Raw genomic sequence first — 26,469 nt, 5'->3', positions numbered from 1 at the left:
CGGGCATGCGGTCACACCCGTCTCAGCAGTAGCGCCTCATCGGCCGGGCGCTGCGATGCCACCGCCCATAAATCGCCAATAACGGTGCTTTGCGGGAATGCCGACCTGAACATCTCTTGCAGATCGTGCATCGCAATCGGTTTGCTTTGACCGCCGGCATTCACCTTGTGCCCTCCGGTGCGGCTGTGCAATTGAACGCCGCTTTTGGTCAGGCGCATGATGTCGCGGGCATAGTTCTGGCAGGTCGCTTCTTCCATTTCCTGGAAGGAGAAGGCGTTGAAGGTATAGTCAATGTCGCCCTGGATTTTCGGCAGCGTCCAGGCGGGAAGCGACCACAGCGTAGGCTTGTCGCCCAACGGTTCAATGACAATGGCCTCGCTGTTTCTGACGGCCGCATAATTGATCACACGCAGTGACGGGCTGCTTTCCAGGAAGCGGCTGCTGACATAGGCCACCGGCACGATATCGATATTTACAATGGTGCGCAGGTAAGGATTCAGAGCGATATGGGCCAGGCTGGAAAGGCCAAGCCCGGGGCCGATTTCCAGTATTGACGTCACGCCCTCCGGTTTGACCTGGCTGTAAAAGTCGGCGGCTCTGGTCAGGTACATCACCCAATGGGCGGTTACCGTGTTGCCGTTCCAGTCGAAGGCGTCGTCGGCGTCACCGTTGGCAATGCCATCGGGGATGCGCATCGTGGGAAAGCGCGCGGCCACGGCCGCCAGATGCTGGCGCGCCAATGCAATCTCGGCTTGGCGCAACTGCGCCGATGTTGCGCGCAGAAGTCTTTTGTATTCGGCCAGAATCGTTCTTACACCCGGCAGGCTTTCCAGACCGAGCCAGATCGCACGTTTCCAGGCGGCGCGTGGCAAGGTGGGGTGAGGGATGCCGCCAACTCCAAAGCCCTTCAGGATTGTCTGGTTGCGCCGAAAGCGGTTGAGCCCCGTGCGCTGCAGTTCAGCGGTGATGCGCGCCGCATAGGGCTGCCAATAAGGTGTCGGGCGATAAAGCTCTGAGGCCTGTTCGGAGTCATGCAATAGCATCGACAGAAGTGCGGTATCGTCAGTCACGTGCATGGCGGCGCTCGATTTTCTTACGGTTGGTGTTACTACAGGCTACAGTCTCTGGCTGGAACTTACTTACAGATTGTCGTCATTCTGACCAATTGCCTTGACGAGCAATTACAGGGGCTGGCCGTCAGGACCGCGCCCATGCCCGGCAAGATACTGTCGTCCCCGGAAGGACAGGGCGCTGCGGAATCCACGACGATCCAGTAGGACATCGGCATAAGGAACGGTGGCATAGGTGGCGAGGACATCAAGCCAGTAATAAAAAACCTGACGATCCAGGCGCTGCCAGGCCGCGCGGCCAAAGGGGAGAGAGGCGAGCTTCAGACCATTACGCAGCGCCCTGGCCCAGAATGGCAGATGCCAGCGTTGGGGCGGATTCAGCGGAATGCCCGACCACACGCCACCCCAGTTCTCGGCGATCAGGGTATCGCAATAAAGCCTCTGGGCCCGTTTGTGCATGGCCGGGACGGTTTCCCAGAAAGCGACATAATCGTTTTCCCACAGCGGCAACCGCCATGAATGGCCAAAGTATTCGTATACTCTCTGACCATTGATGACGAATTTGACCTGCCTTGCACTGTATTCAAGCGCTTCCCATGCAGCATACGTGGCCTCGGCCGGCAGGGATGACGGAACCCGGCGGTCGAGCCAGTCAGCGAGAATTCCACTCAGCCGCGCTCGATTTTCAGGAGTCTTCAAATCCTGCCAGAGGCTGAAATGCTTTGTCAGGAACTGTTCAATCAGTCTATCGCGGCGCTGTTGGGGGGTGCCGTCATGGCCCTGATCGTAAACCGGCAGGGGAACATGATTGCCGGAAATGAAATCGCCGGAATTACCATTGATAAACACTGCCGTTTCAGGGACGAGGCCTTGTCGCTTCAGCCCCTGAATGGCGGCAAAATCCTGGAAGAACGGAATGGCAGCTCCGGTGTCGGCACCGCGTAGATACGCTTGGAATTCTGCGCTGGTCAGAGCTTGGCGGGTCAGGTTCCGGTCGTAGGCAATGTAGTGCCATGGGAAGCCCAATTTTTCGGCGACGGCACGGGCGGCTTTGGCTTCTTCGTTGCCGGGTCGGCCATATGAATAACAAATAACATTGCGATAGCCGGCATGATGCAGGCCGCTGGCCACGAGGCGGGAGTCGAATCCGCCGGATAATGGCAGCATCACCGGCCTCTGATCCAGCGACCGCACCAGCTTGGCGAACAGGGCCTCGTGGGCGGCCGTCAGGCGCTCGGGCCATTCATCCGGCCGGATATTCGCCTCGACTCGCCAGGGTTGGTATGCGTACCACAGGCTCCGTTGCACTGACGCATCAGGCCGTGAAACCAAGGATTCGCCTGCGTTGAGGGCCCGTATATCCTGGTAAAGCGTGCGACCATCCAGCGTATAGCCGCTCATTGCCAGGGCGAGGCTGGCATCCGCGTCGGGTTTGTCCCCGGGGCGCAGCAGTGCAGTGATGTTGTCCGAGAGCTGCAGCAGTCGGTTGTCCGAATCGATACGAGCGATGATCGGTATGCTGCGGACCCGATCAACCACCGCCAGGGTGCCGGTTGCGGCAGTTACCACAAAAGCGAAATGTCCGTCGAGACTCAGCAGCAGTTTGTCGCGGCTGGCTCCGTTGTGCAGAAGCGGCGGCGGCAGGGCGCCAATGCGGTTTGCTGCGGCAATGCCCTCCAGCAATTCACCGTTCAGGAAGGCATGGCCGTTCCACCACACCGTGACGTCGCCGGAAGACCAGCATCGCCAGCCCCGCGTCTCGGTAAAACAAAGCTCAGCTGCGGGGGCGCCGGTCATCGACGTAATGCGCAAACTGCCCAAGGGTACGCAGATGATCAGAGCTCAGCTCTTCATCTGGAATTTTAACGCCGGTCCGTTCTTCCAGCGCGAAAAGGAACCCGATGAGATCGACAGAATCGATGCCAATATCGGCGATTGCCGTGTCTGGTGTCAGATCGGCAGCAATACCATAATCGTCGCGTAGGATGGCGTAGATGACGCCGAGAGCATCCTGCATTATCTGTCCTCTTTTCGATCAGCCATACAGCACGGTGGTGGCCCATGATAGGCCGACGCCGAATCCGCAGGCTACGGATCGTTTGCCACGTAACGCAGACACGCCTCCCATGGACTCGATTAACAAGGGGATGGTGCTGGAAACCGTGTTCGCCGTTTCTGCCATCTTGATGGGGACTTTGTCGAGCGGTTGGCGCAGGCTGCGGGCCAGGCCCTGAAGCATGAACCTGTTGGCCTGATGCAGCAGAAAGTAATCGATATCATCCATCGTCAGGTCGTTTTTGGCCAGGCAGGCGGCAATATCGATAGGCACGCGCTTGAGGGCGAAATTATATACGGCACGCCCGTTCATATAGAGAGCATCCGTCCCGGTGCAGGCCGCTGCGGGATGGCGGCTGCCGCCGGCCCGTACGATCAGGTCGTCTTTGCCCGAGCCGTCGGAGCCGAAGGTGAAGGCGCCCATTTTGATTCCTTCGCCGCGCTGTAGCAGCGTGGCGGTTGCGCCGTCGCCAAACAGCGGTGCCGTGTCGCGATCGGCAGGATTCATGACCTTGGAATAGGCTTCGCTGGTGATGACCAGGGCGCTGTTCATGCCGTGCATGGCCATCATCGCCTTGGCGATGCTGAGGGCGTATATATAGCCGGAGCAGCCCTGATTGATGTCAAAAGCTGCGGTGCTGACCGGAAGACCGAGGCGATCCTGTACGATATTGGCCGTCGTCGGCAGCTTGTAATCGGGATTCTGGGTGCACAGGACCAGAAGTTCGATGCCGGCGCGCTCAAACCCGGTCTGTGAGAACAGGCGTTCGGCCGCTTGGACCGCCATGTCGGATACGGCCTCATCGGCTGCTGCGCGGTGACGGCCAATGATTCCCACCTTGTCGCGCAGGAAGGCTTCGTCGAAGCCATAATCCTGGACCAGCTTGGCATTATCGATGACAGCGCCAGGCAGATAGCCAGCGACAGCGGAAATGCCGATATCATGCAGTGCAGGTGGGTTATCCGAAATCGACATGAACAGGCCTGTCAGAAAAGGTAGCAGAGTTTTATGGAGCCCGAATAAGCCGGAGATGTCAGGGTGGACAGCGTGTAGCGTTTGTCATCAACGCTGCGTTCGCCCTGGCTGCGGATTGTCAGGTCGAGAGATGGCGTGTCGCCGGCGAGTTGGACAGGCAGGTCCTGGACGTAAACAAGCCGGATGCCGGCGGGGTCAATCGCGCGCTTTTGCAGGGTCTCGACATGCAGCCGCTTATTCGTCTCGATTATGCCATTCAGCAGGTCGGTAAAGCTTGATGGCCGTTTCAGCTTCGCCTCGCCGGAGAAGTTGTCGGTCAGCCGGCAGTCTTGCAGCAGCGATGGGATATCTGGTTCACGCCGGGTAATGACGGTCTCACCCTCGACGAAAGAAGCATGCCCGAACGAGCCATCGGCGCGCAGGAAGTCAAGTTTTGCGATGGCATCGACCTGCCGATCCAGGCTCCACATTCCGTCGCAACGCACCTCGCGGGTGATGCGGAACTGTTTTATGCTGGCAATATCGAAGGCGGTTTCGGGGGTGGCCTTGCGCAGCCGCTCGAACCAGAACAGGAGATCGGCGCCCCGGATATAGGGGCGTGATCCGACATAAGACAGTTGTGTTTCGCCAAGCAGGCGCATGGGGTTCTACTGGTCTTTACGGGGATGATACGGATTGAGCGGAAGCGAGTTTGATCTGCGGGAGACTGAACCCGGCGACGTTGCCGGGCTCAACGATCTTTACCATCGCATCGCTGGCATTCGGCGCAGTGAGGCGCAATGGCAGTGGGAATGGCGCGATGGTCCCTGGGGTGCCGCACCGAGCTGGGTCGTGGTTGAAACTGCGACGAACCGTGTGGTCGGCCATCATGGTGTCGTTCCGCAGCGGTTGCTGCTGCCTGATGGCCGTGTTGTCACAGCCTGCCGGACCGAGAACACCATGGTCGATCCGGATTTCCGCAAGCGCTTTCTGTATGTTGCCTACGAAGCCCGCCTGCTGCAAACCATCCTGCAGCGCTTCGATCTGGTGATGACGACGGCCGGGAAGGGCGCGCAGGCGGCATTGCGCAAACGGCTTGGCTATCGCGCTGTCGGCCGCTGGCGAACCGTGCCGCTGTACGGCCATCCGCTTTATCGCCTCGCCTCGCGTCTGCCGGGCGCAATCCTGGAGTGGCTGCCCGGGCAGGCTGGAGTTTCTGGCTGGGATATTGAAGGGTCCGGAGATCTTACGCGCATAGCGGCGCTGTGCGCGCGTGCTCCTGTGCAGGCCGTAACGGTAGAGCGCAGTGCAGCTTTTCTGCGCTGGCGCTTCGTGGATCACCCCTATCACCGTTATCATCTGGCGATACTCCGGGAGGAAGGCCGGGATGTCGGCTATATCGCCTGGAAGCGGCAGCGACGCGGTGCTGCTGCCGATCTTGTCATCGATGACATGGTGATGCTGTCGGGTGAAGCGGATCGCTATCGGCAGGCCCTGCGCATCTTCGTGGCGGCACAACGCGGTGCTGTGCGTCTGGTGCTGCGAAGCCTGGATACCGGTGGCCCGCTCAGCCAGGTGATGGCCCGGGCCGCTCCCGCGGTTTTCGCCGCTCCGGATGCCACCGAACTGCTGGTCCGCTGGCGCGACGATATGCCGGCCATGGCATGGGATGTCACGCCGGCTGTTTCCCAAGGTATCTGAGCGCGCCAGCATCGCGGTCAGGCAGCCTGCGTCAGCAGGGCTTCGTAGAAGTGGCGGACTGGCCCATCAGCCTGTCCGGTGTGATACAGAAGCACCAGCGTGCCGCCGTGACGCCGGCAGGTGTCGATGCTCGGCTGGCAGGCTGCGACAGCGGCTTCGGGGGACAGGTTGCGGTATTTGCCGCCCATCAGGCCGAATTCCATGATGGCCGTGCTGGCCTGACGAAGCTGCAACGTTTTCCGCTGCGACAGCGAGTAGCTGGGGACCTCGCGACAGGTGCCATTCCGGAAACCTTCAGCCTCGGGATAGGCCAGCGTGTAGTCCCGGGCCATGCCTGCAGCATCCCAGATATCCGGGGTGGTTTCGGCCGCATAGCAAAGCATGTGCTGCCGCCCTTCCGTCAGCGGCTGCTCCAGCACGTCTTCCAATCCGGCGCGCTGGCGCTGCCAGAGTGCGGTATCGGTCGCAGTGCCATGTCCGGGATGAAACCCCAGGCGATGGCCGCGGCTGGCGATTTCGTGGCCAACCCTGCGAAGCAGGGTGGCCATGGTGATCACATAGGGACTGTCAAAGGAATTGCGGCTGGGGCCCATGAAGTAGAAATGCGAGGTCGCACCGTGCCGCTCCGACAATGTCAGAAGATCCTGCACCGAGCGCCACGGTTCGGCACTGCCGTAGGCAGCCAGGCGACGCCAGGCCGCCATTGGCGCGCGGCGTTTCAGCAGATCGCCGGCCGCGTAGCGCAGGGGTTCAAGCAGGTAGTGATAACTGCGCAGCCGGTCTACGTCGTGGGTGATCTTGACATTGTAGCGGGTAAGGCTCGCCGGTGCCGTCCGGCCGGTTACCAGCCGGGCGATCGCGGCGAGGGCCTCGTCCACCACGGCACGGCCGTAGACGCCGTTGCGATAGCAGAAATCGGCCTCGATCGGAAAACGGCCGTAGCGATCCTTGCCGGTATGGTCGCGCTCCTCCAGGCGGCTGACCACCAGGAAGGCGAGACCGATCGCGTCGAACTGCCGGGCGTCCCAGTCCTGTGCCGGTGTGGTCGGCAGAAGCTGGCGCGTCTGTTGCTCGAGCAGGGCATGGTTCAGATGCAAACCGTCCGATGCTGCGGTGGCCACTGTTCCGAACAGGCCGCCGGGTATCGTCAGCGCGCCCTCGGGCGCATTGGGACCATAATGCAGGCAGGTGGTCGCATCCGCGGCTTCTACGATGCCATGGGCTTCCGCCAGCAGGCCGCAGACATGCCTGATCTCTGGCAGGTAGGCCTCTAATTCAGAAGCGACCGACAGACGATAGGCCGCGATCGGGTGGATCGGGTTGCGGCCAGAGGCTGCTTGAGGCGGCGTATATCGGGTGGGCGTGCCGATGTTCATCGTGTGAACATAGCAGTGGTTTTTACGCCTGGGAAGTGGGGCGTCCGTCGCCCGGCAGGTCTGAAATCGGCGGCGCAGCAGTATAAAGCATTGTATTCACTACTTCTTCCACAGCCGCGGATCGGCAATGCCGGGGGGTAACTGGCGGGCTGCCTGCACAGCCCGCGCGATGATCGCCTCGGGTGGCAGACCGGTCTGGAAAATCCGCATGGCCTCCGTCACCTGGGCAGGCGTATCGCAGCCGATAATGAGGCCGTCGAGTTCGGGGATGCTGGCCGCAGTGCCGAGAGCGAGCGCCGCGAGGCTGTAACCGCTTTCGGCAGAAATCCGGCGCAGGTCGTGCAGCACCGGTGCGGCGGCTGCTAGATGCGGCGGGAGCATTGCAGGATCGAGAAAAAGCAGACCCTGTGTGTATAGGCTGCGCGCATAGATACGAACACCTTTGCGGTGGGCCCGGTGCAGAACGCCGCTCTCCGGAAAGCGCGTGTCGAGAAGCCCGAAGGGGATTTGCAGCAGGCCTAGTCCGTCAATGGCAAGCAGGGCATCGGCATCGGCCGGATCGTAGACCGATCCTCCAAAGGCAAGAATCCATCCTTCGCTGACAAGATTGCGAAGCGCCTCGGCGATTGCCGGGCGCAGGATATCCCGGCCGTTGTGAGCCAGCAGGCCGTCAATGCAGGTCTTGTTCAGAAGTTGGCGGGATTCGGTGCAAGACGAGCGAATGGCGGCGACCGCAGCGGAATCGTCCATATCCGCCAGCTTCGGGAATTTGGAGACGACTTCGTAGTCGTCAGCGCGGCGCTTGTGCAGCCAGGCGCCCAGTCGCGTTTCGGCCAGACCGTAGGCCCGCGCCGTATCGAAACTTCGAATGCCGACACTGGCGGCTGCATCGAAGAGAGCCGCCACTGATGTCTCGTCAGGCAGGCCAGCGCCGGCAAGCCCGTAAGCCATGCCGGTCTGTACCGTGCCGAGGCAGAGAAAGGGGCGTTGCGGGGGCCATGTCATTGCGGCGATGCCTGACACTATGTGGCGTATTCGGCGCTCTTGCGGACCTTGTTTGCCGAGAGCCGGGCACGCCAGTACGCGATGGTGCTGCTCAGGCCCTGTTCGAAGGATGTCGCCGGCGTCCAGCCCGTCAGGCGATGTAACTTGCCGAAATCAGCCAGCAAAAGATGCACTTCGGATTTCTCCGGGCGTTTGCGCAGCGACTCTTGCTCAACTGGCTTTTGCGTTCCGGCAATGCGCTGGATCAGGTCGATGGTATCGCCGATCGTATGGGTCTCGCCCGAACCGCAATTATAGGGGCTGCCGAATTCGATGTCGCTGGCCGCACCAACATGCAGGAAGGCGCTAACCGTATTATCGACAAAATTAAAGTCCCGTTTCGGCGTGATATCGCCGATCCGCACAGTCGTGCAGGCGGGGTCGAGGACCTGGCGGATCACAGTGGGAATAACCGCACGCTCGCTCTGCCTCGGCCCGAACGTATTGAACGGACGCAGTGTGGCAATCGGCAGGTCGAAGGACCGCGCAAACGCTTCTGCCATCATATCGGCTGCGATCTTGGATGCGGAATAAGGCGACTGACCCTGAAGCGGATGGCTTTCTGTCATTGGCGTCGTCAGCGCCGTGCCATAGGTTTCGCTGGTCGAGGTGTGGATAATACGGATCGGTTTGGTGACGCGCCCTGCTTCAAAGATGTTAACCGAGCCGGTGATGTTGGTGTCGATATAGGATTGCGGCGACTGATACGAGAATGGGATCGCGATCAACGCCGCAAGATGGAACACGTATTCCTGCCCGGCCATCAGGCGTTGCACGAAGCCGGGATCGCGGATGTCGCCACGGACAATTTGGACCTTGCCCTTCAATTCATCGGGCAGATCGTCGAGCCAGCCGCAACTGTCAAACGAGTTGTACTGGGCCAGAGCTGTGACCCGGGCGCCGAGGCGGGCCAGGGCCTCGGTCAGGTGCGATCCGATGAAGCCATCTCCGCCGGTCACGAGGACGGTTTTGCCAGCGTAGAACTGCTTGATTTCCATGTCTTCGGGCTCGGTTATTGCGGCGGGTGGAACTTGACAGGGCGTCATATTACTCAATATTGTTCACGACGTGAACGATCACTGTGAGGCGGTTTTTGCACCAGCCTTGCGGTAGCCGTGGCGGAACCGCCCAACCTTCACTCAACCGAAATAACCTTATGATATCGTTAAGTTCTCCAGCTCTCACGGCCCTGGAAGCGGATTCCCTGGTCCGCTGTGTCACCGATAACTGGATATCTTCCAGCGGTCCGCAGGTGACGGAGCTCGAAGCGCGCTTCGCCCGTCTGACCGGGCGCGCCGCTGCTGTTGCAGTCAGCAGCGGCACCACGGCCCTGCAGCTGGCCCTTCTTGCCCTCGGGGTGAAGCCGGGGGATACGGTCATTCTGCCGGATTTCACATTTGCAGCGACGGCAAACGCAACAATTCACACCGGCGCAGTGCCCTATTTTATTGATATCGACCCCACAAATCTTGCCATCGATCCCGAACGTTTGGACGCTGTGCTGACCCAGCAGGCCGGTCAGCGCAGGATTGCAGCAGTGATCGCCGTCGACGTGCTGGGTGAAATTGCCGACTTGCCGAAACTGGAAGAAATTTGCCGGCGCCATGGCGTGAAACTGCTATCGGATGCGGCGGGTTCGATCGGTTCGACGCTGGCTGGCCGGCCGGCCGGCAGCTTCGGCGATGCCGCCACCTTCAGTCTGAACGGAAACAAGGTAATCACCGGCGGCGGCGGCGGTATCGTGGTGATGGACGATCCGGCCGTTGCTGCGAGAATCCGGCAGTTGTCGACCCAGGCGCGCAGCGGGCGACGCTACCGTTACGAGGATGTCGGGTTCAATTACCGCCTCACCAATCTGAATGCGGCCGTAGCTGTGGCGCAGTTGCAGCGCCTGGATGAAATTCTTGCAGCGCGACGTGCCATCGCGGCTCGCTACGACGCGGCCCTGGCGCTGCGCGGTGACGATACGCTGCGTGCAACGCCGCGCCAGCAGGCCAACAGCAGCAATCACTGGCTGTACTCGGTTATCTGCAGGGATGCTGCGGCTGCGGACTCTCTGGTCGAGCATCTGCAGGCGAATGGCGCAGAGGCCCGTCATTTCTGGGAACAGCTGTCGCCCCAGCAGCCCTATGCCGGCTTTCCGGCTGAGCAAAATCCGGTTTCGGCTTCGTATTCGGGGCGCATCGTATCGCTGCCGTCCAGCAGCAATCTCAGTGCCGCCGACCAGGATGTCGTTATCGCAGCTCTGTCGCGCTGGCACGGATAATCGCTGGTATGTCGGGTATTGTCCTTGTCGGAGCCGGCGGCCACGCAAAGGTCGTGCGTGACAGCATCCTGGCCCTCGACATGACCATTCTCGCCTATGTTGATGCCCATGCAGCCGCGTGGTTGACGGCAGATCGCTTTGAGACTGAAGCGGCCTTGCATGATGCCATGCCGGGCTGCAGCGTGACGGTTGGTTTTGCCGGTATGGAGCCGGCGGCGCTCCGGCGGCGTCTGGATACGCTCGATGGCTTGGTTCAAATGGGGCATGGCTCGCCTGCGCTGTGTCATCCGTCGGCTCAGATCAGCCCTGATGCAAGGATCGATGCAGGCGTTCAGGTCATGCCCGGAGCTGTGATCAATGCTTTTGCCGCGCTTGGACGTGGCGCCATTATCAACACCCGGGCGATCGTCGAACATGATGCGGTCATCGGGTGCGGTGTCCATATCGCCCCTGGCGCCATTGTCCTTGGAGGTGCAAAAGTCGGCGACTGCAGCATGGTGGGTGCTGGCGCCGTCGTGCTGCCGGGTGTCGAGATTCCGACGGGAACCATGGTTCCGTCAATGACTCGTGCAAAGTAGGGCAAGGGTATGACGGTCAGCGTCATTGCGGAGATTGGCGTCAATCACAATGGTGATCTTGCGCTGGCGCGGACCATGGTCCGGGCGGCAGCGGATTGTGGCGCCGATATTGTGAAATTTCAGGCCTTCACGGCCAGCAGTATTGTTTCTGCGGGCGCCGGTGCGGCGGCGTACCAGAAGCGCAATGCAAACACGGATACGCAGTTTGACCTGCTGCGCGGGCTTGAGCTGAGCCACGGGGATTTCGCTGAGTTGGCAAAGGAATGCGCTTCATGCGGCGTGGAATTCCTTGCCACGCCGTTTGAAACGTCGTTGTTGCCGGGACTGATTGGGCTTGGCATGAAGCGCATCAAGGTGGCTTCGGGCGAGTTGACCAACGCCCCTGCTCTACGTGAATTTGCGGCCACCGGTTTGCCGATCATTCTTTCAACCGGAATGGCCACGCTGGGTGAGGTTGGCGAGGCGGTCGCCGTTCTCCGGTCGGGTGGCGTCTCTGATCTGACCATACTGCACTGCACTTCGCAGTATCCTGCGCCGCCGGAGGCGATCAACCTCGCAGCCATGAATACCATGCGGACGAGGTTTGGCTGCCCGGTGGGCTACTCGGATCACAGTCTGGACGATCATATTTCGATCGCCGCAGTGGCCCTGGGCGCCACGGTGATTGAAAAACACTTCACGCTGGACCGGAACTTGCCCGGTCCCGATCACAAGGCTTCGCTCGAGCCGGCGGCATTCAAGGCCATGACCGCACGGATCAGGGAAACGGCCATCGCCATCGGCGATGGTGTGAAGCGGCCCCATGACAGCGAACTGGACACCAGACAATTGGTCCGGCGGAGCTGGCATGCCGCGCGTCCCATGCCGGCCGGCACGGTGCTGCAGTTGTCCGACATTGCGTTGAAGCGGCCGCTTGGCGGACTGTCGCCAAAGGCTGATCTTGTCGGGCGCCGGCTTGTGCGCGACGTCGACGGCGACGTGCCGATTGTCGAGGCAGACCTGGCGTGACCCGGATTTTGAGCATCACGTCGGGGCGCGCCGATGTGGCCATACTGACTCCGGTTTGGCAGGCCCTGGCTGAGCGGCCCGGTATTGACCTTCACATCCTGGCGACGGGCATGCACATGATGCCGGGTGCGGAAGCGCCACCGGTTCCGGCCGGCTCGGTGTTGCATCGGGCGGGCGCCGATCTGGGCGGCGGCGATGGCCTGATGGCTGCTGCGGGCATGGCCCGTTGCACCGAAGCCGCCGCAGCGGTTATTGCCGAGAATGCCATAGAGTGCCTGTTTCTGATCGGAGACAGGCTGGATATGCTGCCGGCAGCCTCCGCGTCTTTGCCGTTCAATCTGCCGGTGGCCCATCTGCATGGCGGCGAGCTTTCCTATGGTGCCGTCGATGACCGTGTTCGACATGCCATCAGCAAACTGGCGCATATCCACTTTACCAGTTCCGCCGATGCCGCAAGCCGGCTTGCGAACCTCGGAGAAGAGCCGTGGCGCATTCATGTCACGGGCGGTCCGGGCATCGATACCTTGCGCATGGCGCCTGCAGTCAGTCGTATGGAATTTGCAAAAGCTTTGGATCTTCCTTTTTCCGGTGATTTTATTCTTGTGACGGTGCACCCGGAAACGAATAGCACCGATATGTCGGCCCCTATGCGGGCCGTGCTGGCGGCACTGGACAAGGCCGGTCGGCCGGCGCTTATCACGGCTCCGAATTCCGATCCGCAAGGCCGGCATCTGCAGAAGATGATTGATGATTTTGTCCGTGATCGTCCCTGGGCTATCGCCAGATCGTCGCTTGGCGCACGTTATTACCCAAACGCTCTGCGGCATGCGGCTGCGATGCTTGGGAACTCCTCGTCGGGACTGATTGAAGCCGGCTACTTCGGCCTGCCGGTCGTGAATGTCGGTTCGCGGCAGCAAGGCCGTCCTGCCGGAAAGAATGTGATATCGGTATCCAATGACCAGAATGACGTCTCTGCCGCCCTCGACAAAGCTTTGAGTATGCCGCGCATGGACGGCAGCAGTCTTTACGGCGACGGATATGCTGCGCCACGGATTGCAGAGATCCTTGCTGATCTTCCAGGTCCGGAGAAGCTTCTCGGTAAGCAGTTCTTCCATGGGGATTCGCACTTTGTCGCGCCCTGGAAAAACTGATCGAATCAGCATGACGGACAACAGAATACCTGTCGCCATTGTCGGATTGGGGCGTGTTGCGTCACGGTTCGACGAAGAGCCGGGCCGGACAACGATCTGGACTCATGCCGGCGCCTATCTTGCGCGCCCCGACCAGTTCAAGATCGTCGGCGCCTGCGAACCGTTGGCAGAAAACGTCACGGCGTTTCAGCAACGCTGCCCCGATGTGCCGGTCGCGGGCGACATTGATGCACTGTTTGATCTTTGCAAGCCGGCACTGGTCAGTGTCTGTACACCCACGGATGGGCATTCTGCCGCGATACATCGTTCACTCGCCGAGCCGTCCGTGCAGTTTATATGGTGTGAAAAGCCTTTGGCGGGGAATCTTGCCGAGGCGGAAGAAACGGTACAGCGCGCGGCGGAACGCAATGTCCGCATTCTGGTGTCGCATGCGCGGCGCTGGACCCCTTTGTGGAAAGCCGCGCGAGACCATATTCAGCAGGGAGATCTGGGCCAGATTCGGTGCATTCGCGTTGCGATGCCCAATCGCCTGCTCAGTATCGGTTCCCATGCAGTGGACCTTGCCATTATGCTGGGTGGCGACGTTTTGAGCGTCCACTCCATGGATATTCCGGGGCTTCACGAAGATGGCGAGCCGGCGGTGGCCGTCATGCTCGGATATCAGTCGGGCGCTTACGGCATAATCCAGGTGACTGGCCTGCGCGATGTCCTGATTGTCGAAGCTGAAGTTATCGGCGATAAGGCGCGGATGACGGTCCGTGAGGATCGCGGCGAGATTATTATTGAAAAGCTCACCCTGGATGAGCGTTATGCCGGCTATCGTCGCCTCGGAGGCGGGGAAGTCGAGCGGCACTCGACGCTGGGTGACATGTCGCCCTTCGTGGCAATTGCTGACGAGATTGCAGCTTTGTTTCCTGATGCGGCATTGCGGCCGACCTGCGATGCGGCAGCGGCGCTCGAAGTGCAGAAAGTGCTGCAGTCTATGGTGGCCAAAAGGATGATTGGCGATGGAAAATAGTGGAATTGATGAACTGGCCCTGTTCGGCGGCGAGCCGGTCCGCAAGGCGGCCTGGCTGGTCGAGCCAATGGTCGACCAGGATGAGGAAGATCTGGTCCTGGCCGCCGTTCGTGAAAAGAATTTCTCACGTTATATCGGCAGCACGGCGCCCGATATTGAAACGACCCTTCGGATGTCCAGCCGCCAGGCTGCGCAGGTTTCCGATTACTGGCATTTTCTCGGCGGCACAAATGTTCGCGCGTTTTCCGCGGAGTTTGCCGAGATGTTCGGGGTTGAATACGCGATCCCGGTGAATTCGGCCACGACGGGCATCAGCGTGGCTTTGGCTGCCGCGGGTGTTGGCCCCGGTGACGAAGTCATCGTCCCGGGCATGTCCTATACTGCAACGGCAAGCGCCGTTCTGCTGTTCAATTCGATCCCGGTTTTTGTCGACGTCGATCCAATGACCTTCTGTATCGATCCGCAAGCCATCGAACGCGCCATCACGCCACGGACCCGGGCGATCCTGCCTGTGCATCTGACCGGCAATGTGGCCGATATGGGCGCCATTCTAGATATTGCCCGTCGTCACGGCCTCAAGGTGATCGAAGACGCCGCGCAGGCGATTGGTGCGACCTGGAACGGACAGAAAGTCGGCGCGATTGGCGATGCCGGGATTTTCAGCTTCCAGCAGTCCAAGAATATCATGACCGGCGAAGGCGGCATGATCATCACTTCTGACCCTGAGATTGCGCGTCGCTGCCGCCTGATCATCAATCATGGCGAGGTGATTTTCGATGAGCGCCACACGGTCGAAGACGTCGCCAACATCATTGGCTGCAATTTCCGCATGCCGGAATTGTGTGCCGCTGTCGGCCGCGCCCAGCTGCGCAAGCTGGATCGCGTGAACGAGTGGCGCACCAGGAATGCCGACGTTCTGTATTCCGAGCTGAAGGACCTGCCAGGCATCAAGGTCCCGTTGCCGCAGCGCTACGGTAACGGGCCGGCGCGTGATATTCCGCATCTTTTTGTCGCATTGTTCGATGCCGAGGAAATGGGGCTTTCGCGCGCGCAGTTCGTTGCGGCGCTGCGGGCGGAGGGTGTACCGGTCGGCACGGGCTATACCCGGCCGATGTACGCCAACCCGACCTTCCTGCTGAAGACCGCCTACGGCAATAACGGCTATCCCTGGACCGACTCAAGTGTCGAATACAGGATGGGCATGTGTCCGGTGGCCGAGCGGCTGATGGATGAGCAGTTCCTGTGGTTCTATCACATCGCTCATGCCTCCACGGCGAGCGACATGCAGGATATCGGCAATGCCGTGCGCAAGATTATCCGGCACCGGGATCGTCTGGCTGAGACGGATCAGGCCCGTCTTGGTGAACTGGGGGCGCGCGGACAGGGGCGTATCGGTACCGGGCCGGCGGTCCAGGCAAAGGCTGCGCGTTGATGAGATCGCTCGGCGTCATCTGTGCGCGCGGCTCTTCCAAACGGCTGCCGCGCAAGCATCTGCGTCCGCTGCTGGGGTTGCCGCTTGTCGCATGGATGTGCCGTGCGGCAGGGGCCAGCAGCCTGACCCGCGTGGTGATGACGACCGAGGATGCCGAAATCGCCGAGGTCGCCCGGACGAACGGCATTGACGTACCGTTCATTCGTGAAGCGCATCTGGCGGAAGATTATGCTGCCGATTACGACATTCTCGTCGACGCACTGGATCGCTGCGAACGCGGGGGCGATCAGCCCTATGATGCTGTGGTCATGCTACAACCGACCACGCCGTTTACACTGCCGTCTGATATCGACGAATGCCTTTCCCGGCTGGTAGAGGATCCTGCCGTCGCCTGCTGTTTCTCCGCACGGCCGGTGACAGAACCGCCGGCCTGGATGTTCCGTCTGCGCGAAGACAACAGGGCTGTACGGTTTCTCGACGACACGCTCCCGGAATCCCACAAGCAGCTTCTGCCGAAGCTCTGGTTCCCCAGCGGTGCGGTTTATGCCGTGCGGGTCAGCGAATTCCGGCGTCAGCGTCAGGTTTACGCCGAGCCTTTGGCATTCAGCCCGATGGACAGCAGGCGGGCGATGGACATTGACGAAGAAACTGACCTGGTGGCCGCCGAGGCGATGGGGCGGCTGCAGAATTATTCTCCTGTTCCGATGAAGGAAGCCAGATGATGCATCATCAGCAGAACCAGCGCGGCGGCGCGCCGTTTCCGCATCTGCGATACTGCACGCGCTGCTGCATGCCGGAAACGAATGAAGGCATGGCCTTCGATGAGATGGGAATTTGCAAGGCCTGCCGGTCTTCGGAAGAGAAGATGCGCATTGACTGGCATGCCCGCCAGGAGATGCTGCGTGGCATTCTGGACGAAGCCAAGAGCAAGGCGGGCGACAATTACGATTGCGTGGTGCCGATCTCGGGCGGCAAGGACTCGGCATTTCAGCTCTACCTGCTGGTCAAGGTCTTCGGGATGACGCCGCTGGCTGTGACCTTCAGCCACAACTGGTTCACGGAAACCGGCAAGCAGAACCTGGCGAATATCCTGGAGAAGCTGCAGGTCGATCACATGATGTATACGCCCAATCGCGGCTTGATTAACAAGCTGGCGCGGCGTTCGCTGCCTATGATCGGCGACTCATGCTGGCATTGCCATGCCGGCGTCTGGTCCTATCCGTTCCATGTGGCGACGAAATTCAAGATTCCGCTGATTATCTATGGAGAGTCGCCGGCAGAATTTTCCGGGCGCACCACGTATTGGGAGCAGGAAATCAAGGCCGACAAGGATTTCGTAAAGGTCGGCATGGCCAATTCGATCAAGGTGCCCGCCGACAAGATGGTGGGAGATGGAATCAGTCGCAAGGAGTTGAACCTGTTCTTCCCGCCGACTCCTGAGGAACTCGAGACAGCCGGCATCTACGGTGTCTTCCTCGGTGATTTCGTTTTCTGGGACCATGAGCGCCAGACCGAATTTCTGGTCAAGGAATACGGCTGGAAAGAGGACAAGGTCGAAGGCTCGTACAAATGGTACAAGTCGGTCGAATGCAAGATGGCCGGCGTTCACGACTATTCTAAATACGTCAAGCGCGGCTTTGGGCGTGCCACCGACTTCGCCAGCCAGGATGTGCGTGCCGGGTTGCTGACCCGGGAAGAAGCCTTTGATATCGCCGCCGAAGTGGATGCCAAGCGGCCGGAGACCCTCGATTATTACCTGAAGATTACCGGCTACAGCGAAGAAGAGTTCTACGAGATTCTGAAGTCGAAGCGCGAGGGTAAGGCGAAGTTTCTGCCATGAACAAGCAAGCGCCCCTGCAGGATATGACAGAGAACGCTTATCTCTCTGCCGGAAATTCATTGGCATCTCTGGACGCCACGCAGTTCCTTGCCCGGTTCAAAGCGAAGGAAGTCACGGCCCTGGACTACGTGCGGGCCTGCTTCGATCGCATCGAACAGTTCAACGGCGACCTGCACGCCTTCAAATGTTTCGACCGATCGTTGGCCGAGGAACGGGCTCGGCGGATCGACGCGATGGCTGCGGCGGGTCAGCCCCAGGCCGCCATGGCCGGTGTTCCCGTCGGCGTGAAGGACATTTTCAATACCTACGAGTTCCCCACCGGAATGGGGACGCGGATTCTCGAAGATTACATGCCTGGCAATGACGCACGCGTTGTATCGAATATCCGCCTGGAAGGCGGTATCGTCGCCGGCAAGACGGTAACCGCGGAATTCGCCGTTCACACCGCTGGGCCGACACGCAATCCTTATGACCCCGTGCGTACACCGGGAACGTCATCCAGCGGTTCGGCGGCGGCGGTTGCATCCTTCATGGTCCCGGTCGCGTTGGGCACCCAGACCGCCGGATCGATCATTCGGCCGGCAAGTTATTGCGGCGTTTACGGCTATAAGCCGTCCTTCGGTCTGATACCGCGCACGGCAATGCTGAAGACGACCGATACGCTCGATACAGTTGGGTATCTGGCGCGCAGTGTTGCCGATCTCGCACTGGTTTTCGAGGTGACCAGGGTGCGCGGTCACAACTATCCGGTGAGCGAAGCGGCGCTGGCTGATCCGGAGCGACAGGCACCGGTGGGACGGAAATGGCGCATCGGCCTTCTGACTGGCCCCAAAAGCAGTGCAGAGGCAAGCGTCGTCAAAACCGGCATGGACCAGCTGTCTCGGAAGCTTGCGGCGGCGGGTTGCGACGTCTTTGAATACAGGCTCCCGGAAGAATTCAGCGAGTCCCATCATATCCATGACACTCTCTATCAACGGTCCCTCGCCTATTATTTCCGTTACGAATGGGCGACCCATTCGGAAAAGTTCAGCCCCCGGCTGCGTGATATGATCGAAAAGGGCTTGAGCATTCCGCCCGAGCACTACCAGCAGGCCCTGGATAAGCAGTCGCAGCTTATTCATCACTTTGACCGCATCGCGACCCAGTTCGATATTCTGATCTGCCCGTCGACGGCCGATGAAGCGCCGCTTGGGCTGGATGCCGACGACATTGTCGACCACTGCCTGATCTGGACCCTGGTTGGAGCACCGAGCATGTCCCTGCCGCTGCTGACCGGAACAACGGGTAAGCCTGTCGGATGTCAGATCGTCACGCGCCGCTTCGCCGATTACCGCCTTCTGGCTTTTGCCCGTCTCATGAGTGAAGAGCTGGTGCGCTGATGTTTTCAAATGACCGCATTCTTCGCGGCAAGCGGATCGAACTGTCCCGGTTCACGCCGGATCAGGCTTCTGACCGCTATGTCGGCTGGCTGAACGACCCTGTCGTCAATGCCTATTCCCGGCGCCGAAATCTGCCGCCGACCAGCCTTGACGCCGCGCAAGCCTGGCTCAGCGGCCTGGGTGCGAATGACGTCGTTCTGGCCATCAAAGCGGGCACACACGGGCATATCGGCAATATCAAGTTCGGTCCGGTGGATTTCGATAACCAGCGCGCCGACATTTCGATCATGATTGGCGAACCCGCTGTATGGGGCCAGGGCTACGGCGCCGAAGCCATCTATGTCGTGACCGGATTCCTGCTGACTGAAGCCGGCCTCAACCGTGTCGATGCCGGCTCGGCCAACCCGGCTTTCCTGGCAAGCGTGCGCAAGCTGGGTTGGGATGTCGAGGGCGTTCAACGCGAGCGCGTGCGGCTGGGCGATCGCTTCGTCGACTGGACGCTGGTGGCACAGTTGGCGTCGCGCTTTACACGTATTCCGGAATACGAACCGTCATGATTTATTTTTTCTGTCAGCGAAAGCTGAACAGCCTCGATAGTGCAATCCCGGTGTTGCTGGAAATGCATCGTGCCACCGGCAAGCCTGTGCGGTTCATTTTCTTCGACAAGCCGACAATCGAACTCGTCAAGCGGAATACCGTCCTGTATGACGCGATCTGCTCGATGGGCGATCTTGCCTATCTGGGATCGGGCGGTACTGCGGGGCTCACCAAGTTTCTGCTGCGCGCCCGGGCCGTCTTTAGCCTGATTTGGCTGCTGATCAGGACGATCAGTCGAGGTGCGGTATTTATTCATTCCCGCGCCTTGAACGAATGGCCGCTGCGGTTCCTGTATTTTTTCAACCGCAATCGCACCTACATGTTCGGTTCGGACTCGTATGGCATGACCGAAGTCATGCATAAGCTGACATTTATCGCGCAAGTGCCGAAGTCGAGAAAACGCAGGCTCTCTGCCAGTGCTGTCGTTGGCTATACAGAGGACTGGCCATGGCTGGCTTATGCCCGAGAGCATGGCCTCAAGTCTTTTCTGATTGGCCCACCGCGGTCCCAGCAAAGCTTTGTCCAGTATATCGCGTCAAAGTCCGATGCCTATGTCGATGCGGAACTTGAACGGCATGGTATTCGAGCGGGTACCGAGATTATCGCTTATATGCTCACCTATCTCGACCGGATCGATTATCTGTCGGGCGTCGACTCAACCCAGAATCTGCTGCGACAGACGATGGATGTCCTGGCCGAAGTTTCCAATGGCTTGCCGATCCTGATGAAGCCGCACCCCACAACCGATGTTCGCATCGTCGAGGCAGAAATAGCCAAGCGGCCTAATGCCCGCTTTGTGATAATGCATCTGCACCCAACTGTCCTGGCCGCGCGCGCGAAAGTCGTGATTGCCAATCATTACAGCGCAACCCTGGCGGACAGTTTCCTGATGAATACGCCGACTATCGAGTTTACCGACTATTCGGCCGATGCTCTGGCTATCACCGGGAACCGGTCTATGCGGCCGGAATTCGTTACGCATTTCATCAACAGGGACCAGGCGGCATTCCGTTCTATTGTGGCGGCTTGCATCGCGGCGCCGCGCCAACAGAAACCGCGCGTTCAATCGGCAGCGATTCGCCCGCTTCTGGATGATGTCTGCGAGCGACTTGGCGTCGCCAGGGCGGCCTGATCGTGCTGCGTTATTGCGCGCGTTGCGTTTATCCGAACTCGAAGCCAGGGATCAGCTTCGATGACAGTGGCGTCTGCTCGGGATGTCGCGCTCAGGAACGTAAACGCCATGACATTGACTGGTCTGGCCGCAGGCGCGAACTGGAAGCCCTGGCGGCGCAATGCCGCGGCAAAGGCCCCTACGATTGCCTGATTCCGGTCTCGGGCGGCAAGGACAGCCATGCCCAGGTTCATATTGCGAAGGAAGAACTGGGATTGCGTCCGGTTTGCGTCTCTGTGGCTTCGCAGATGATTACGCCTGAAGGCCTGGCCAACATAGAGAATCTGCGCCATCGCTATGGGGTCGACCTGATCCTGCTGAACCCCAATCCCGATGTATCGAAGCGCATCGCCCGCGCCGGCTTTGAAAAGAATGCCTGGCCAAACTGGGGGCACGACAAGCTGATCTATTCATGGCCGCTGCGAATGGCGGCAGACATGGATATCAAGCTCGTGATCATGGGTGAGAATCACGATTTTGAAGGCGGCGGCAAGGATCTCGGCCATGGAGCCAATGCCTTTGAACAGATGCTTCACACGCTGGATGGCGAACTCGATCTTGAAGCCTGGGCTGCCTACGGGTTCGCGGCTGCTGAACTCGGCGCTTATCTGGCGCCACCCAAGGAGCGTCTGCTGAAGTCCGCGCTCAATGTCGTCTGGATGGGATATTTCATCAACTGGGATAGCCATCGCATTTTCGAGCTCGCACAGGATAATGGCTTCAGGCCTCTGGCGGCACCGCGGCCCGGTACTATCGACAATTATCACGGCATTGATGATTTCGTTGTGCCGGTCAATGCCTGGCTCAAGTTCATCAAATTTGGCTTCTCGCGCGTTACCGATGTGGCATTTAATCATATCAGCTACGGACGGATGTCGAGAGACGAGGCTGTATCGGCAGTGAACGACTGTGAGGGCGTTCTTGCGCCGGAGATTAAAGCTGCTTTTTGTTCTTATACCCGTTTGTCCGAGGATGAGTTCGACCGCATTGTTGCGCGATTCGCCAATCGCGAAATTGTCGAGTGGCGCGGCGGCCGCTGGCATCTGAAGCACGCAGCACGATGACAAGCCTCCCGGTGAGCGGAATGTCCGGTTCTGGGGTGAAGCCAGCCTACGAATTCTGGAATGAAGAATTCTTTCCTTGGTTTCGCGATAATGCCTATCCGTCTGATGAGTCATCAGGCAATGCATTCTATGCAGTGCGTCGGCATCATGTGATGGAGATCGTAAAAAGCCTGAAGCCGGGGCGCGCGCTTGATATCGGCTGTGGCAGCGGCGAGCTGACGGGTGATCTGCGGGCGCTGGGGTGGTCGGTGGTCGGTATCGATATCTCGCCGAACATGCTGCAGCTGGCGCATGATCGGCTGTCCGCCCGTGGCATGGCTGATACGGAATTCTACCTCGGCAACGCCGCTGATTTGCAGCCTGGACTTGGTAAGGTCGATCTTATCCTTTGCCTGGGGCCGGTCGAGTTTCTCACCTCAGACCAGGCCGACAAATTCTACAGAGATGCTGCCCGTCTGTTGACGTCCGGCGGCAGCCTGATTGTCGCTCATGCAAACGCACTCTTCGATCTGTTCTCGGTCGATAAGTATACGGCTGAATTTATTGCGGATCTGTGCCGTTCAACCGGAGCAATTGCGCAGGAAAATGAAGAGCTTCTGCTTTCTCAGCTGCATGAAGCCCTGGATGCGCCGGCGTCTTCTGTCAGACCATTGCGCGAGCGTGTCGAGGTCCGGCCGGACAATCCGTTGGAATTGCAGGCCACCTTGCGAGTTTTCGGCTATACCCTGAATGACACTGTTTTCTACCGCTTTTATTCTGTGCCGCCCCGCATTGCGCGGGCCGCGCCAGCTTTGGCGGTCGAGCCTTTGTCAGCTGAACTGAGCCTGGCAAGGAACTGGCGGGGAATGTTCCTCGCTTCTGGATTTGTGACCCATTCCATTCACCAGCAGTGAGCCGGTCACAGGAGTAGATGTATGTCAGACGATATTCTTGAAGGCAGCTTCATCGGTGCGCAGGTTGAACAGCGTATCCGGACCGAGGCTTTATCGCCGACGCCGGCGCTGCCATCCAAGATCTCCATAGAGATCAATAATTCCTGCAATCACAAATGCTTCTTTTGTCCCAATCCGACAATGGAGCGGGCGCGACAGGTTATGGACGACGCCACTCTTGAGCGCGTGGTGCGGCAGGCCTATGAGGCGGGTATTCGTGAGATTTCTTTCTACAGCACAGGCGAGCCTTTCCTGAATAAGAAGCTGCCTGATTATGTGCGTTTGGCCAAAAGCATTGGCTTCACCTATGTATATCTGTCCACCAATGGTGGACGCGTGGTCGGGCCCAAGCTCCTGCCTGTTCTGGAGGCCGGTCTCGATAGTCTCAAATTCTCCATCAACGCCGGCGACCGGGAAACTTACGCCCTGGTGCATGATGCGGACGAATTTGATGCCGTCATCGAGAATCTGCGCGTGGTTGCGGAATATCGGCGCAAGGTGCGCCCGATGAAGCTGTTTGTGAGCTTTGTTGAAACGCCGCAATCTGCCCATACTTTCGAGACACTGAAGGACCTGATCGGAGCAGAGGTCGATGAGGTGGTGCGGTATCCCTTCATTGTCATTGGTACGCCGCTGAAGCACAGAGTCGTGAAGGGCGAAGAGCGTCCGTATGTCGGCTACGAGGATGTCGACAAGTCGGAGACCCTGAATCGCCTGCGCACCACGCTGCCCTGCTATCAGCTGTGGTCATACCTGAACGTGACGGTAGAAGGTTATCTGAGCGCATGCTGCTCGGATTTCAACAATGACCTCATTGTCGGAGATCTGAATAAAGCGTCTCTGCTGGAAGCTTGGAATTCCGACGAGTTCCAGGATTTCCGCCGCCGTCATATCGCCCGGAAAATTGGCGGCACCTTATGCGCGGGCTGCATCGCGCAGCGCAATATTCCATACAAAAAAGCCTACCCCCATCTGCTTGGCTCGGCCTGAGTTATGCACAGTATACGAAATGTAACGCCCTTTGTGCTGAGCCCGTCCTCGACGCTGCGGGAGGCTATGGAGCGGATTAATCAGTCGCCGCAACAATTTCAGGTCATTGTCAGCGCCACAGGCCATCTGCTCGGGACGCTTACCGATGGCGATGTCCGGCGCGCTCTTCTGCGCGGCATGACGTTGGAAGCCCTGGCCAGGGATTGCATGAAGGTCGACCCGGTATTCGGTCAGCTGAATGCGCCGGGGCGTAACGCGGAAATTCTTGTGTCGAAGCAGTTGGCATTTATTCCGGTTCTGGATGAAACCGGCGTCCTGCGTGAAATTCTGGTTGCGGCGGCAGCGGCCCAGAAGGTGAAGACGGCAGTGGTCATGGCCGGGGGATTCGGCAGACGCCTTGGCGAGCATACGCGGGACAAGCCGAAGCCTTTGGTTGAGGTTGGCGGGAAGGTTCTGATCGAGCGAACCTTGGAGTGGCTCGAAGCCTCGGGAATCGAAACTGCCTATGTGACGGTGCACCACCTCGCCGACCAGATTGTCTCTTTCCTCAAGGAGCGTCGCGGCAATGTGCAATGCCATGCCGTATATGAAGCCCAACCTCTGGGAACGGCTGGTGCGCTCGGGCAATTCGCGGCTCTGGATGAGCCTCTCCTGATCGTAAATGCCGATGTCCTGACCAATTTCGACCTGCTCCGGATGACGAATTTTCACCATCAGCATGGCAATGACGGGACCATTGCAGCCGTCGTGCACGAGTATGAAGTTCCGTTTGGGGTCATACGGCATGGCGACGATGGGGGCTTCCTCGGTATGGAAGAGAAGCCGCTATTGCGTCATTTCGTGGCTGCAGGCGTATATGTGATGGCGCCGGTCGTTCTTGCCCTGGTTCGCAAGGGACAGCAGATCGATATGCCGGACCTGTTGAACGCAGGCAGGAATATCGGCCTCAAATTCGGAGTATTCCCGGTGCACGAATACTGGCGCGACGTCGGGCGGCCCGAAGACCTGAAGGCTGCTCGTGTCGATTTTGAGTAGGCGGAACCGGTTTTGATGTTGCAATCGATGTTGCCGCCGGCGTTGACGCTTGCTTTGCGGCTTGGCGTTATACGTGTACGCGAAATCGTCGCGGTTGTTGGCGTCAGCCTGGTTGGCGCCGTAACGGATGTTTTCGGGCTCCTGATGGTGCTGCCGCTTCTGGAGTATATCCAGAGTGGCAGCAACGCTTCGGCCCTTGCCGCCAAATCGCGCTTTTGGACGGAATTGGTCAGCCTGTATGGCTGGTTTGGCATACCGGTCAGTCTCGCGTCGCTCTCGATCGCAGTGATATTTTTTATCGTTCTGCGCAGTATTGCGCTTGCTGCTGCCGTCATGCTGGGTGCCGTATTGCGTGAGAAAATAGCATCCGCTCTGCGAATGCGGTTGTTCTCCGCATTTTCCGAGGCCAGCCCCTCCGCCATCCGTGGCATGACGAGCGGCAGCTTTGTTGTGGCATGCTCTCAGCATGCTCAGGCATCGGGGAATATTGCTGGCAGCCTGCCGTCAGTGGCGACGGCTTTGATCTCGGTCGCTGTATACGCAGTAACTTCACTGGTTATTATGCCGGGCCCTACAATCCTTGTGCTCCTGGCCGCCATACTTATCATGCTGACGCTTGGCCGGTATGTGGCTGTTGCCAGGCGGCTTTCCGTTCGCCTTGCCGGCCTGCAGGAAGATTATGCACAAAAGACCGGGCAGCGCTTTCGCGGCTGGCGTCTGTTGAAGTTCGCGTCCGCCGCAGAGCGTGAAACAACGGTGTTCCGTGGCTTGAGCCGGGAGATTTCCGCGACCTATCTTGGTCATACCCGCGCTGCGGCCATGATTGGGCTCATTGTTACGCCGCTGGCGGCCATTCTGGTCATCGGCACCCTGGTCGTGTCGGTAGAGTGGTTCCAGCTCGATGTCGCGCGCATTACCCTGCTGACACTGATCATGATCCGGCTCCTGCCTCTTGTAGAGGCCTTGCTGCGGACTCGTCAGCAGATTGCAACCATTGGGGCGAGCTTCACGCGTGTGGATGATATCATCCGCCTGTTGGAGGCAAGCAGGGAAGTTCGCACCGGAGCGCAGCCGTTTCCGGCGCTGAACCATGGCATAGACCTGATTGATATCAGCAAGACGTATGATGGAACGGCGCAGGCTGCGGTAAGCAATGTCTCGGTACATATCCAGGCCGGCAGGCTGACGGCGATCGTTGGCGAATCCGGCGCTGGTAAAACCACCTTGGTTGACATCATAAGCGGTCTGGAACAGCCATCGAGCGGCACGCTGACCTTTGACGGGATCGCGGCGGGCGACATCGGGCTCGGCGATTATCGGAATCATATCCTCTATATTCCCCAGACCCCCATTTTTTACGACGGCACGATAGCCGACAATATCGGTTATCTTTCGCCAGAAGCCACGCCGGCTCAGATTTCCTGGGCGGCCGCCCAGGCGAATGCGGCCGGCTTTATCGACGCTCTGCCTCGGAAATACGAAACATTGTTGAGTGAGGACGGTACGAATCTTTCCGGCGGACAACGCCAGCGGCTTGCGCTGGCGCGGGCGTTTCTGTCGTCGGCGCCGATTATTATCCTCGATGAGCCGACGAGCGCAGTTGACGACAAGTCGGAAGCAGCAATACGTGAGGCCATTTCCAGGCTGCGCGATACGCTCGGGAAAACGATCTTGCTGATCTCTCATAGCAGCCAGGCCGTAGCGGATGCCGACAGCATCCTTTATCTAAAGCACGGCCGTCTGGATGTCGTGCGCGGACGAGATGCGCCCTTAGCCGCGCATTGAAAACTTTCATCACCGGATGCGC

Annotated in this window: 25 protein-coding genes; 17 read left to right on the top strand and 8 right to left on the bottom strand. The window is 59.5% G+C overall.

The genetic code is table 11. From position 1 onward, the window contains the following. Positions 1–11: 11 nt before the first annotated feature. The 5 genes from AC1ROB_RS19975 to AC1ROB_RS19955 all read right to left on the bottom strand — a co-directional run bounded on the left by AC1ROB_RS19975 (position 12) and on the right by AC1ROB_RS19955 (position 4,742). Complete coding sequence (locus tag AC1ROB_RS19975; protein ID WP_492969350.1) at positions 12–1,076, bottom strand: putative sugar O-methyltransferase; 1,065 nt, start codon at positions 1,074–1,076, stop codon at positions 12–14. Positions 1,077–1,181: 105 nt separating this feature from the next. Next, on the bottom strand, positions 1,182–2,867 hold the full coding sequence (locus tag AC1ROB_RS19970; protein ID WP_492969351.1) for an asparagine synthase-related protein: 1,686 nt from the start codon (positions 2,865–2,867) through the stop codon (positions 1,182–1,184). Further along, positions 2,845–3,087, bottom strand: coding sequence for an acyl carrier protein (locus AC1ROB_RS19965; protein WP_492969352.1), 243 nt, complete (start codon positions 3,085–3,087; stop codon positions 2,845–2,847). The genes AC1ROB_RS19970 and AC1ROB_RS19965 overlap by 23 nt, the downstream gene beginning before the upstream one ends. A gap of 18 nt (positions 3,088–3,105) precedes the next feature. After that, entirely contained in the window at positions 3,106–4,101 is a 996-nt protein-coding gene (locus AC1ROB_RS19960; protein WP_492969353.1) for a ketoacyl-ACP synthase III, read from the bottom strand. Between the two features lie 11 nt (positions 4,102–4,112). Beyond that, positions 4,113–4,742, bottom strand: coding sequence for a hypothetical protein (locus AC1ROB_RS19955; protein ID WP_492969354.1), 630 nt, complete (start codon positions 4,740–4,742; stop codon positions 4,113–4,115). Between the two features lie 298 nt (positions 4,743–5,040). Here AC1ROB_RS19955 and AC1ROB_RS19950 point away from each other — a divergent pair, with 298 nt between their 5' ends. After that, complete coding sequence (locus AC1ROB_RS19950; RefSeq protein WP_492969355.1) at positions 5,041–5,781, top strand: hypothetical protein; 741 nt, start codon at positions 5,041–5,043, stop codon at positions 5,779–5,781. A gap of 17 nt (positions 5,782–5,798) precedes the next feature. On the opposite strand, the gene AC1ROB_RS19945 is transcribed toward AC1ROB_RS19950, so the two are convergent. From AC1ROB_RS19945 to AC1ROB_RS19935, 3 genes are all read right to left on the bottom strand, one after another. After that, positions 5,799–7,157 carry a DUF7033 domain-containing protein gene (locus AC1ROB_RS19945; protein WP_492969356.1) on the bottom strand — a complete coding sequence of 453 codons (1,359 nt, stop codon included), beginning with the start codon at positions 7,155–7,157 and terminating at the stop codon, positions 5,799–5,801. Between the two features lie 99 nt (positions 7,158–7,256). Further along, a complete protein-coding gene (locus tag AC1ROB_RS19940; RefSeq protein WP_492969357.1) occupies positions 7,257–8,180 on the bottom strand; it encodes an aldo/keto reductase in 924 nt (307 codons plus the stop codon). Next, a complete protein-coding gene (locus AC1ROB_RS19935) occupies positions 8,180–9,199 on the bottom strand; it encodes an SDR family NAD(P)-dependent oxidoreductase (protein ID WP_492969358.1) in 1,020 nt (339 codons plus the stop codon). The genes AC1ROB_RS19940 and AC1ROB_RS19935 overlap by 1 nt, the downstream gene beginning before the upstream one ends. 95 nt (positions 9,200–9,294) lie before the next feature. Between AC1ROB_RS19935 and AC1ROB_RS19930 the strand changes: the two genes are divergently transcribed. Genes AC1ROB_RS19930 through AC1ROB_RS19855 form a run of 16 tightly spaced genes read left to right on the top strand, consistent with a single transcriptional unit; the run spans position 9,295 to position 26,447 of the window. Next, a complete protein-coding gene (locus AC1ROB_RS19930; protein ID WP_492969359.1) occupies positions 9,295–10,467 on the top strand; it encodes a DegT/DnrJ/EryC1/StrS family aminotransferase in 1,173 nt (390 codons plus the stop codon). 8 nt (positions 10,468–10,475) lie between these two features. Further along, complete coding sequence (locus tag AC1ROB_RS19925) at positions 10,476–11,045, top strand: acetyltransferase (protein WP_492969360.1); 570 nt, start codon at positions 10,476–10,478, stop codon at positions 11,043–11,045. Positions 11,046–11,054: 9 nt separating this feature from the next. Then, a complete protein-coding gene (gene neuB, locus AC1ROB_RS19920; protein WP_492969361.1) occupies positions 11,055–12,053 on the top strand; it encodes an N-acetylneuraminate synthase in 999 nt (332 codons plus the stop codon). Next, entirely contained in the window at positions 12,050–13,204 is a 1,155-nt protein-coding gene (gene neuC, locus AC1ROB_RS19915) for a UDP-N-acetylglucosamine 2-epimerase (protein ID WP_492969362.1), read from the top strand. Before neuB ends, neuC begins: the two co-directional genes overlap by 4 nt. Next, a complete protein-coding gene (locus AC1ROB_RS19910; RefSeq protein ID WP_492969363.1) occupies positions 13,167–14,222 on the top strand; it encodes a Gfo/Idh/MocA family protein in 1,056 nt (351 codons plus the stop codon). The genes neuC and AC1ROB_RS19910 overlap by 38 nt, the downstream gene beginning before the upstream one ends. Further along, complete coding sequence (locus AC1ROB_RS19905) at positions 14,212–15,654, top strand: DegT/DnrJ/EryC1/StrS family aminotransferase (RefSeq protein WP_492969364.1); 1,443 nt, start codon at positions 14,212–14,214, stop codon at positions 15,652–15,654. Before AC1ROB_RS19910 ends, AC1ROB_RS19905 begins: the two co-directional genes overlap by 11 nt. Beyond that, positions 15,654–16,376: an acylneuraminate cytidylyltransferase family protein gene (locus AC1ROB_RS19900; RefSeq protein ID WP_492969365.1), complete on the top strand. Its 723-nt coding sequence runs from the start codon at positions 15,654–15,656 to the stop codon at positions 16,374–16,376. Before AC1ROB_RS19905 ends, AC1ROB_RS19900 begins: the two co-directional genes overlap by 1 nt. Beyond that, on the top strand, positions 16,373–17,494 hold the full coding sequence (locus AC1ROB_RS19895; protein WP_492969366.1) for an N-acetyl sugar amidotransferase: 1,122 nt from the start codon (positions 16,373–16,375) through the stop codon (positions 17,492–17,494). Before AC1ROB_RS19900 ends, AC1ROB_RS19895 begins: the two co-directional genes overlap by 4 nt. Beyond that, positions 17,491–18,873 (top strand): amidase, encoded by a 1,383-nt coding sequence (locus AC1ROB_RS19890; protein ID WP_492969367.1) that lies wholly within the window; start codon positions 17,491–17,493, stop codon positions 18,871–18,873. Before AC1ROB_RS19895 ends, AC1ROB_RS19890 begins: the two co-directional genes overlap by 4 nt. Beyond that, positions 18,873–19,430 carry a GNAT family N-acetyltransferase gene (locus tag AC1ROB_RS19885; protein ID WP_492969368.1) on the top strand — a complete coding sequence of 186 codons (558 nt, stop codon included), beginning with the start codon at positions 18,873–18,875 and terminating at the stop codon, positions 19,428–19,430. The genes AC1ROB_RS19890 and AC1ROB_RS19885 overlap by 1 nt, the downstream gene beginning before the upstream one ends. Next, positions 19,427–20,602: a hypothetical protein gene (locus tag AC1ROB_RS19880; protein ID WP_492969369.1), complete on the top strand. Its 1,176-nt coding sequence runs from the start codon at positions 19,427–19,429 to the stop codon at positions 20,600–20,602. Before AC1ROB_RS19885 ends, AC1ROB_RS19880 begins: the two co-directional genes overlap by 4 nt. Positions 20,603–20,604: 2 nt before the next feature. Continuing rightward, positions 20,605–21,705 (top strand): N-acetyl sugar amidotransferase, encoded by a 1,101-nt coding sequence (locus AC1ROB_RS19875; protein WP_492969370.1) that lies wholly within the window; start codon positions 20,605–20,607, stop codon positions 21,703–21,705. Next, on the top strand, positions 21,702–22,598 hold the full coding sequence (locus AC1ROB_RS19870) for a class I SAM-dependent methyltransferase (protein ID WP_492969371.1): 897 nt from the start codon (positions 21,702–21,704) through the stop codon (positions 22,596–22,598). The genes AC1ROB_RS19875 and AC1ROB_RS19870 overlap by 4 nt, the downstream gene beginning before the upstream one ends. Positions 22,599–22,619: 21 nt before the next feature. Continuing rightward, complete coding sequence (locus AC1ROB_RS19865; protein ID WP_492969372.1) at positions 22,620–23,627, top strand: radical SAM/SPASM domain-containing protein; 1,008 nt, start codon at positions 22,620–22,622, stop codon at positions 23,625–23,627. Positions 23,628–23,630: 3 nt separating this feature from the next. Beyond that, the gene (locus AC1ROB_RS19860; protein WP_492969373.1) at positions 23,631–24,662 is read left to right on the top strand and encodes a sugar phosphate nucleotidyltransferase; all 1,032 of its coding nucleotides are present in this window, start codon (positions 23,631–23,633) and stop codon (positions 24,660–24,662) included. Between the two features lie 15 nt (positions 24,663–24,677). After that, positions 24,678–26,447, top strand: a complete 1,770-nt coding sequence (locus AC1ROB_RS19855; RefSeq protein ID WP_492969374.1) for an ABC transporter ATP-binding protein — start codon at positions 24,678–24,680, stop codon at positions 26,445–26,447. Positions 26,448–26,469 lie beyond the last annotated feature (22 nt).

The sequence above is a fragment of the Ferrovibrio sp. GW821-FHT12F09 genome (assembly GCF_058806775.1).
This window is presented reverse-complemented; position numbering and strand designations above follow the sequence as displayed.

Coding starts and splice junctions, on each gene's coding strand:
- AC1ROB_RS19975 (WP_492969350.1), bottom strand. CDS start 1,076: ATGCACGTGACTGACGATACCGCACTTCTGTCGATGCTATTGCATGAC.
- AC1ROB_RS19970 (WP_492969351.1), bottom strand. CDS start 2,867: ATGACCGGCGCCCCCGCAGCTGAGCTTTGTTTTACCGAGACGCGGGGC.
- AC1ROB_RS19965 (WP_492969352.1), bottom strand. CDS start 3,087: ATGCAGGATGCTCTCGGCGTCATCTACGCCATCCTACGCGACGATTAT.
- AC1ROB_RS19960 (WP_492969353.1), bottom strand. CDS start 4,101: ATGTCGATTTCGGATAACCCACCTGCACTGCATGATATCGGCATTTCC.
- AC1ROB_RS19955 (WP_492969354.1), bottom strand. CDS start 4,742: ATGCGCCTGCTTGGCGAAACACAACTGTCTTATGTCGGATCACGCCCC.
- AC1ROB_RS19950 (WP_492969355.1), top strand. CDS start 5,041: ATGGTCGATCCGGATTTCCGCAAGCGCTTTCTGTATGTTGCCTACGAA.
- AC1ROB_RS19945 (WP_492969356.1), bottom strand. CDS start 7,157: ATGAACATCGGCACGCCCACCCGATATACGCCGCCTCAAGCAGCCTCT.
- AC1ROB_RS19935 (WP_492969358.1), bottom strand. CDS start 9,199: ATGGAAATCAAGCAGTTCTACGCTGGCAAAACCGTCCTCGTGACCGGC.
- AC1ROB_RS19925 (WP_492969360.1), top strand. CDS start 10,476: ATGTCGGGTATTGTCCTTGTCGGAGCCGGCGGCCACGCAAAGGTCGTG.
- neuB (WP_492969361.1), top strand. CDS start 11,055: ATGACGGTCAGCGTCATTGCGGAGATTGGCGTCAATCACAATGGTGAT.
- AC1ROB_RS19910 (WP_492969363.1), top strand. CDS start 13,167: ATGGGGATTCGCACTTTGTCGCGCCCTGGAAAAACTGATCGAATCAGC.
- AC1ROB_RS19905 (WP_492969364.1), top strand. CDS start 14,212: ATGGAAAATAGTGGAATTGATGAACTGGCCCTGTTCGGCGGCGAGCCG.
- AC1ROB_RS19900 (WP_492969365.1), top strand. CDS start 15,654: ATGAGATCGCTCGGCGTCATCTGTGCGCGCGGCTCTTCCAAACGGCTG.
- AC1ROB_RS19895 (WP_492969366.1), top strand. CDS start 16,373: ATGATGCATCATCAGCAGAACCAGCGCGGCGGCGCGCCGTTTCCGCAT.
- AC1ROB_RS19890 (WP_492969367.1), top strand. CDS start 17,491: ATGAACAAGCAAGCGCCCCTGCAGGATATGACAGAGAACGCTTATCTC.
- AC1ROB_RS19885 (WP_492969368.1), top strand. CDS start 18,873: ATGTTTTCAAATGACCGCATTCTTCGCGGCAAGCGGATCGAACTGTCC.
- AC1ROB_RS19880 (WP_492969369.1), top strand. CDS start 19,427: ATGATTTATTTTTTCTGTCAGCGAAAGCTGAACAGCCTCGATAGTGCA.
- AC1ROB_RS19870 (WP_492969371.1), top strand. CDS start 21,702: ATGACAAGCCTCCCGGTGAGCGGAATGTCCGGTTCTGGGGTGAAGCCA.
- AC1ROB_RS19865 (WP_492969372.1), top strand. CDS start 22,620: ATGTCAGACGATATTCTTGAAGGCAGCTTCATCGGTGCGCAGGTTGAA.
- AC1ROB_RS19860 (WP_492969373.1), top strand. CDS start 23,631: ATGCACAGTATACGAAATGTAACGCCCTTTGTGCTGAGCCCGTCCTCG.
- AC1ROB_RS19855 (WP_492969374.1), top strand. CDS start 24,678: ATGTTGCAATCGATGTTGCCGCCGGCGTTGACGCTTGCTTTGCGGCTT.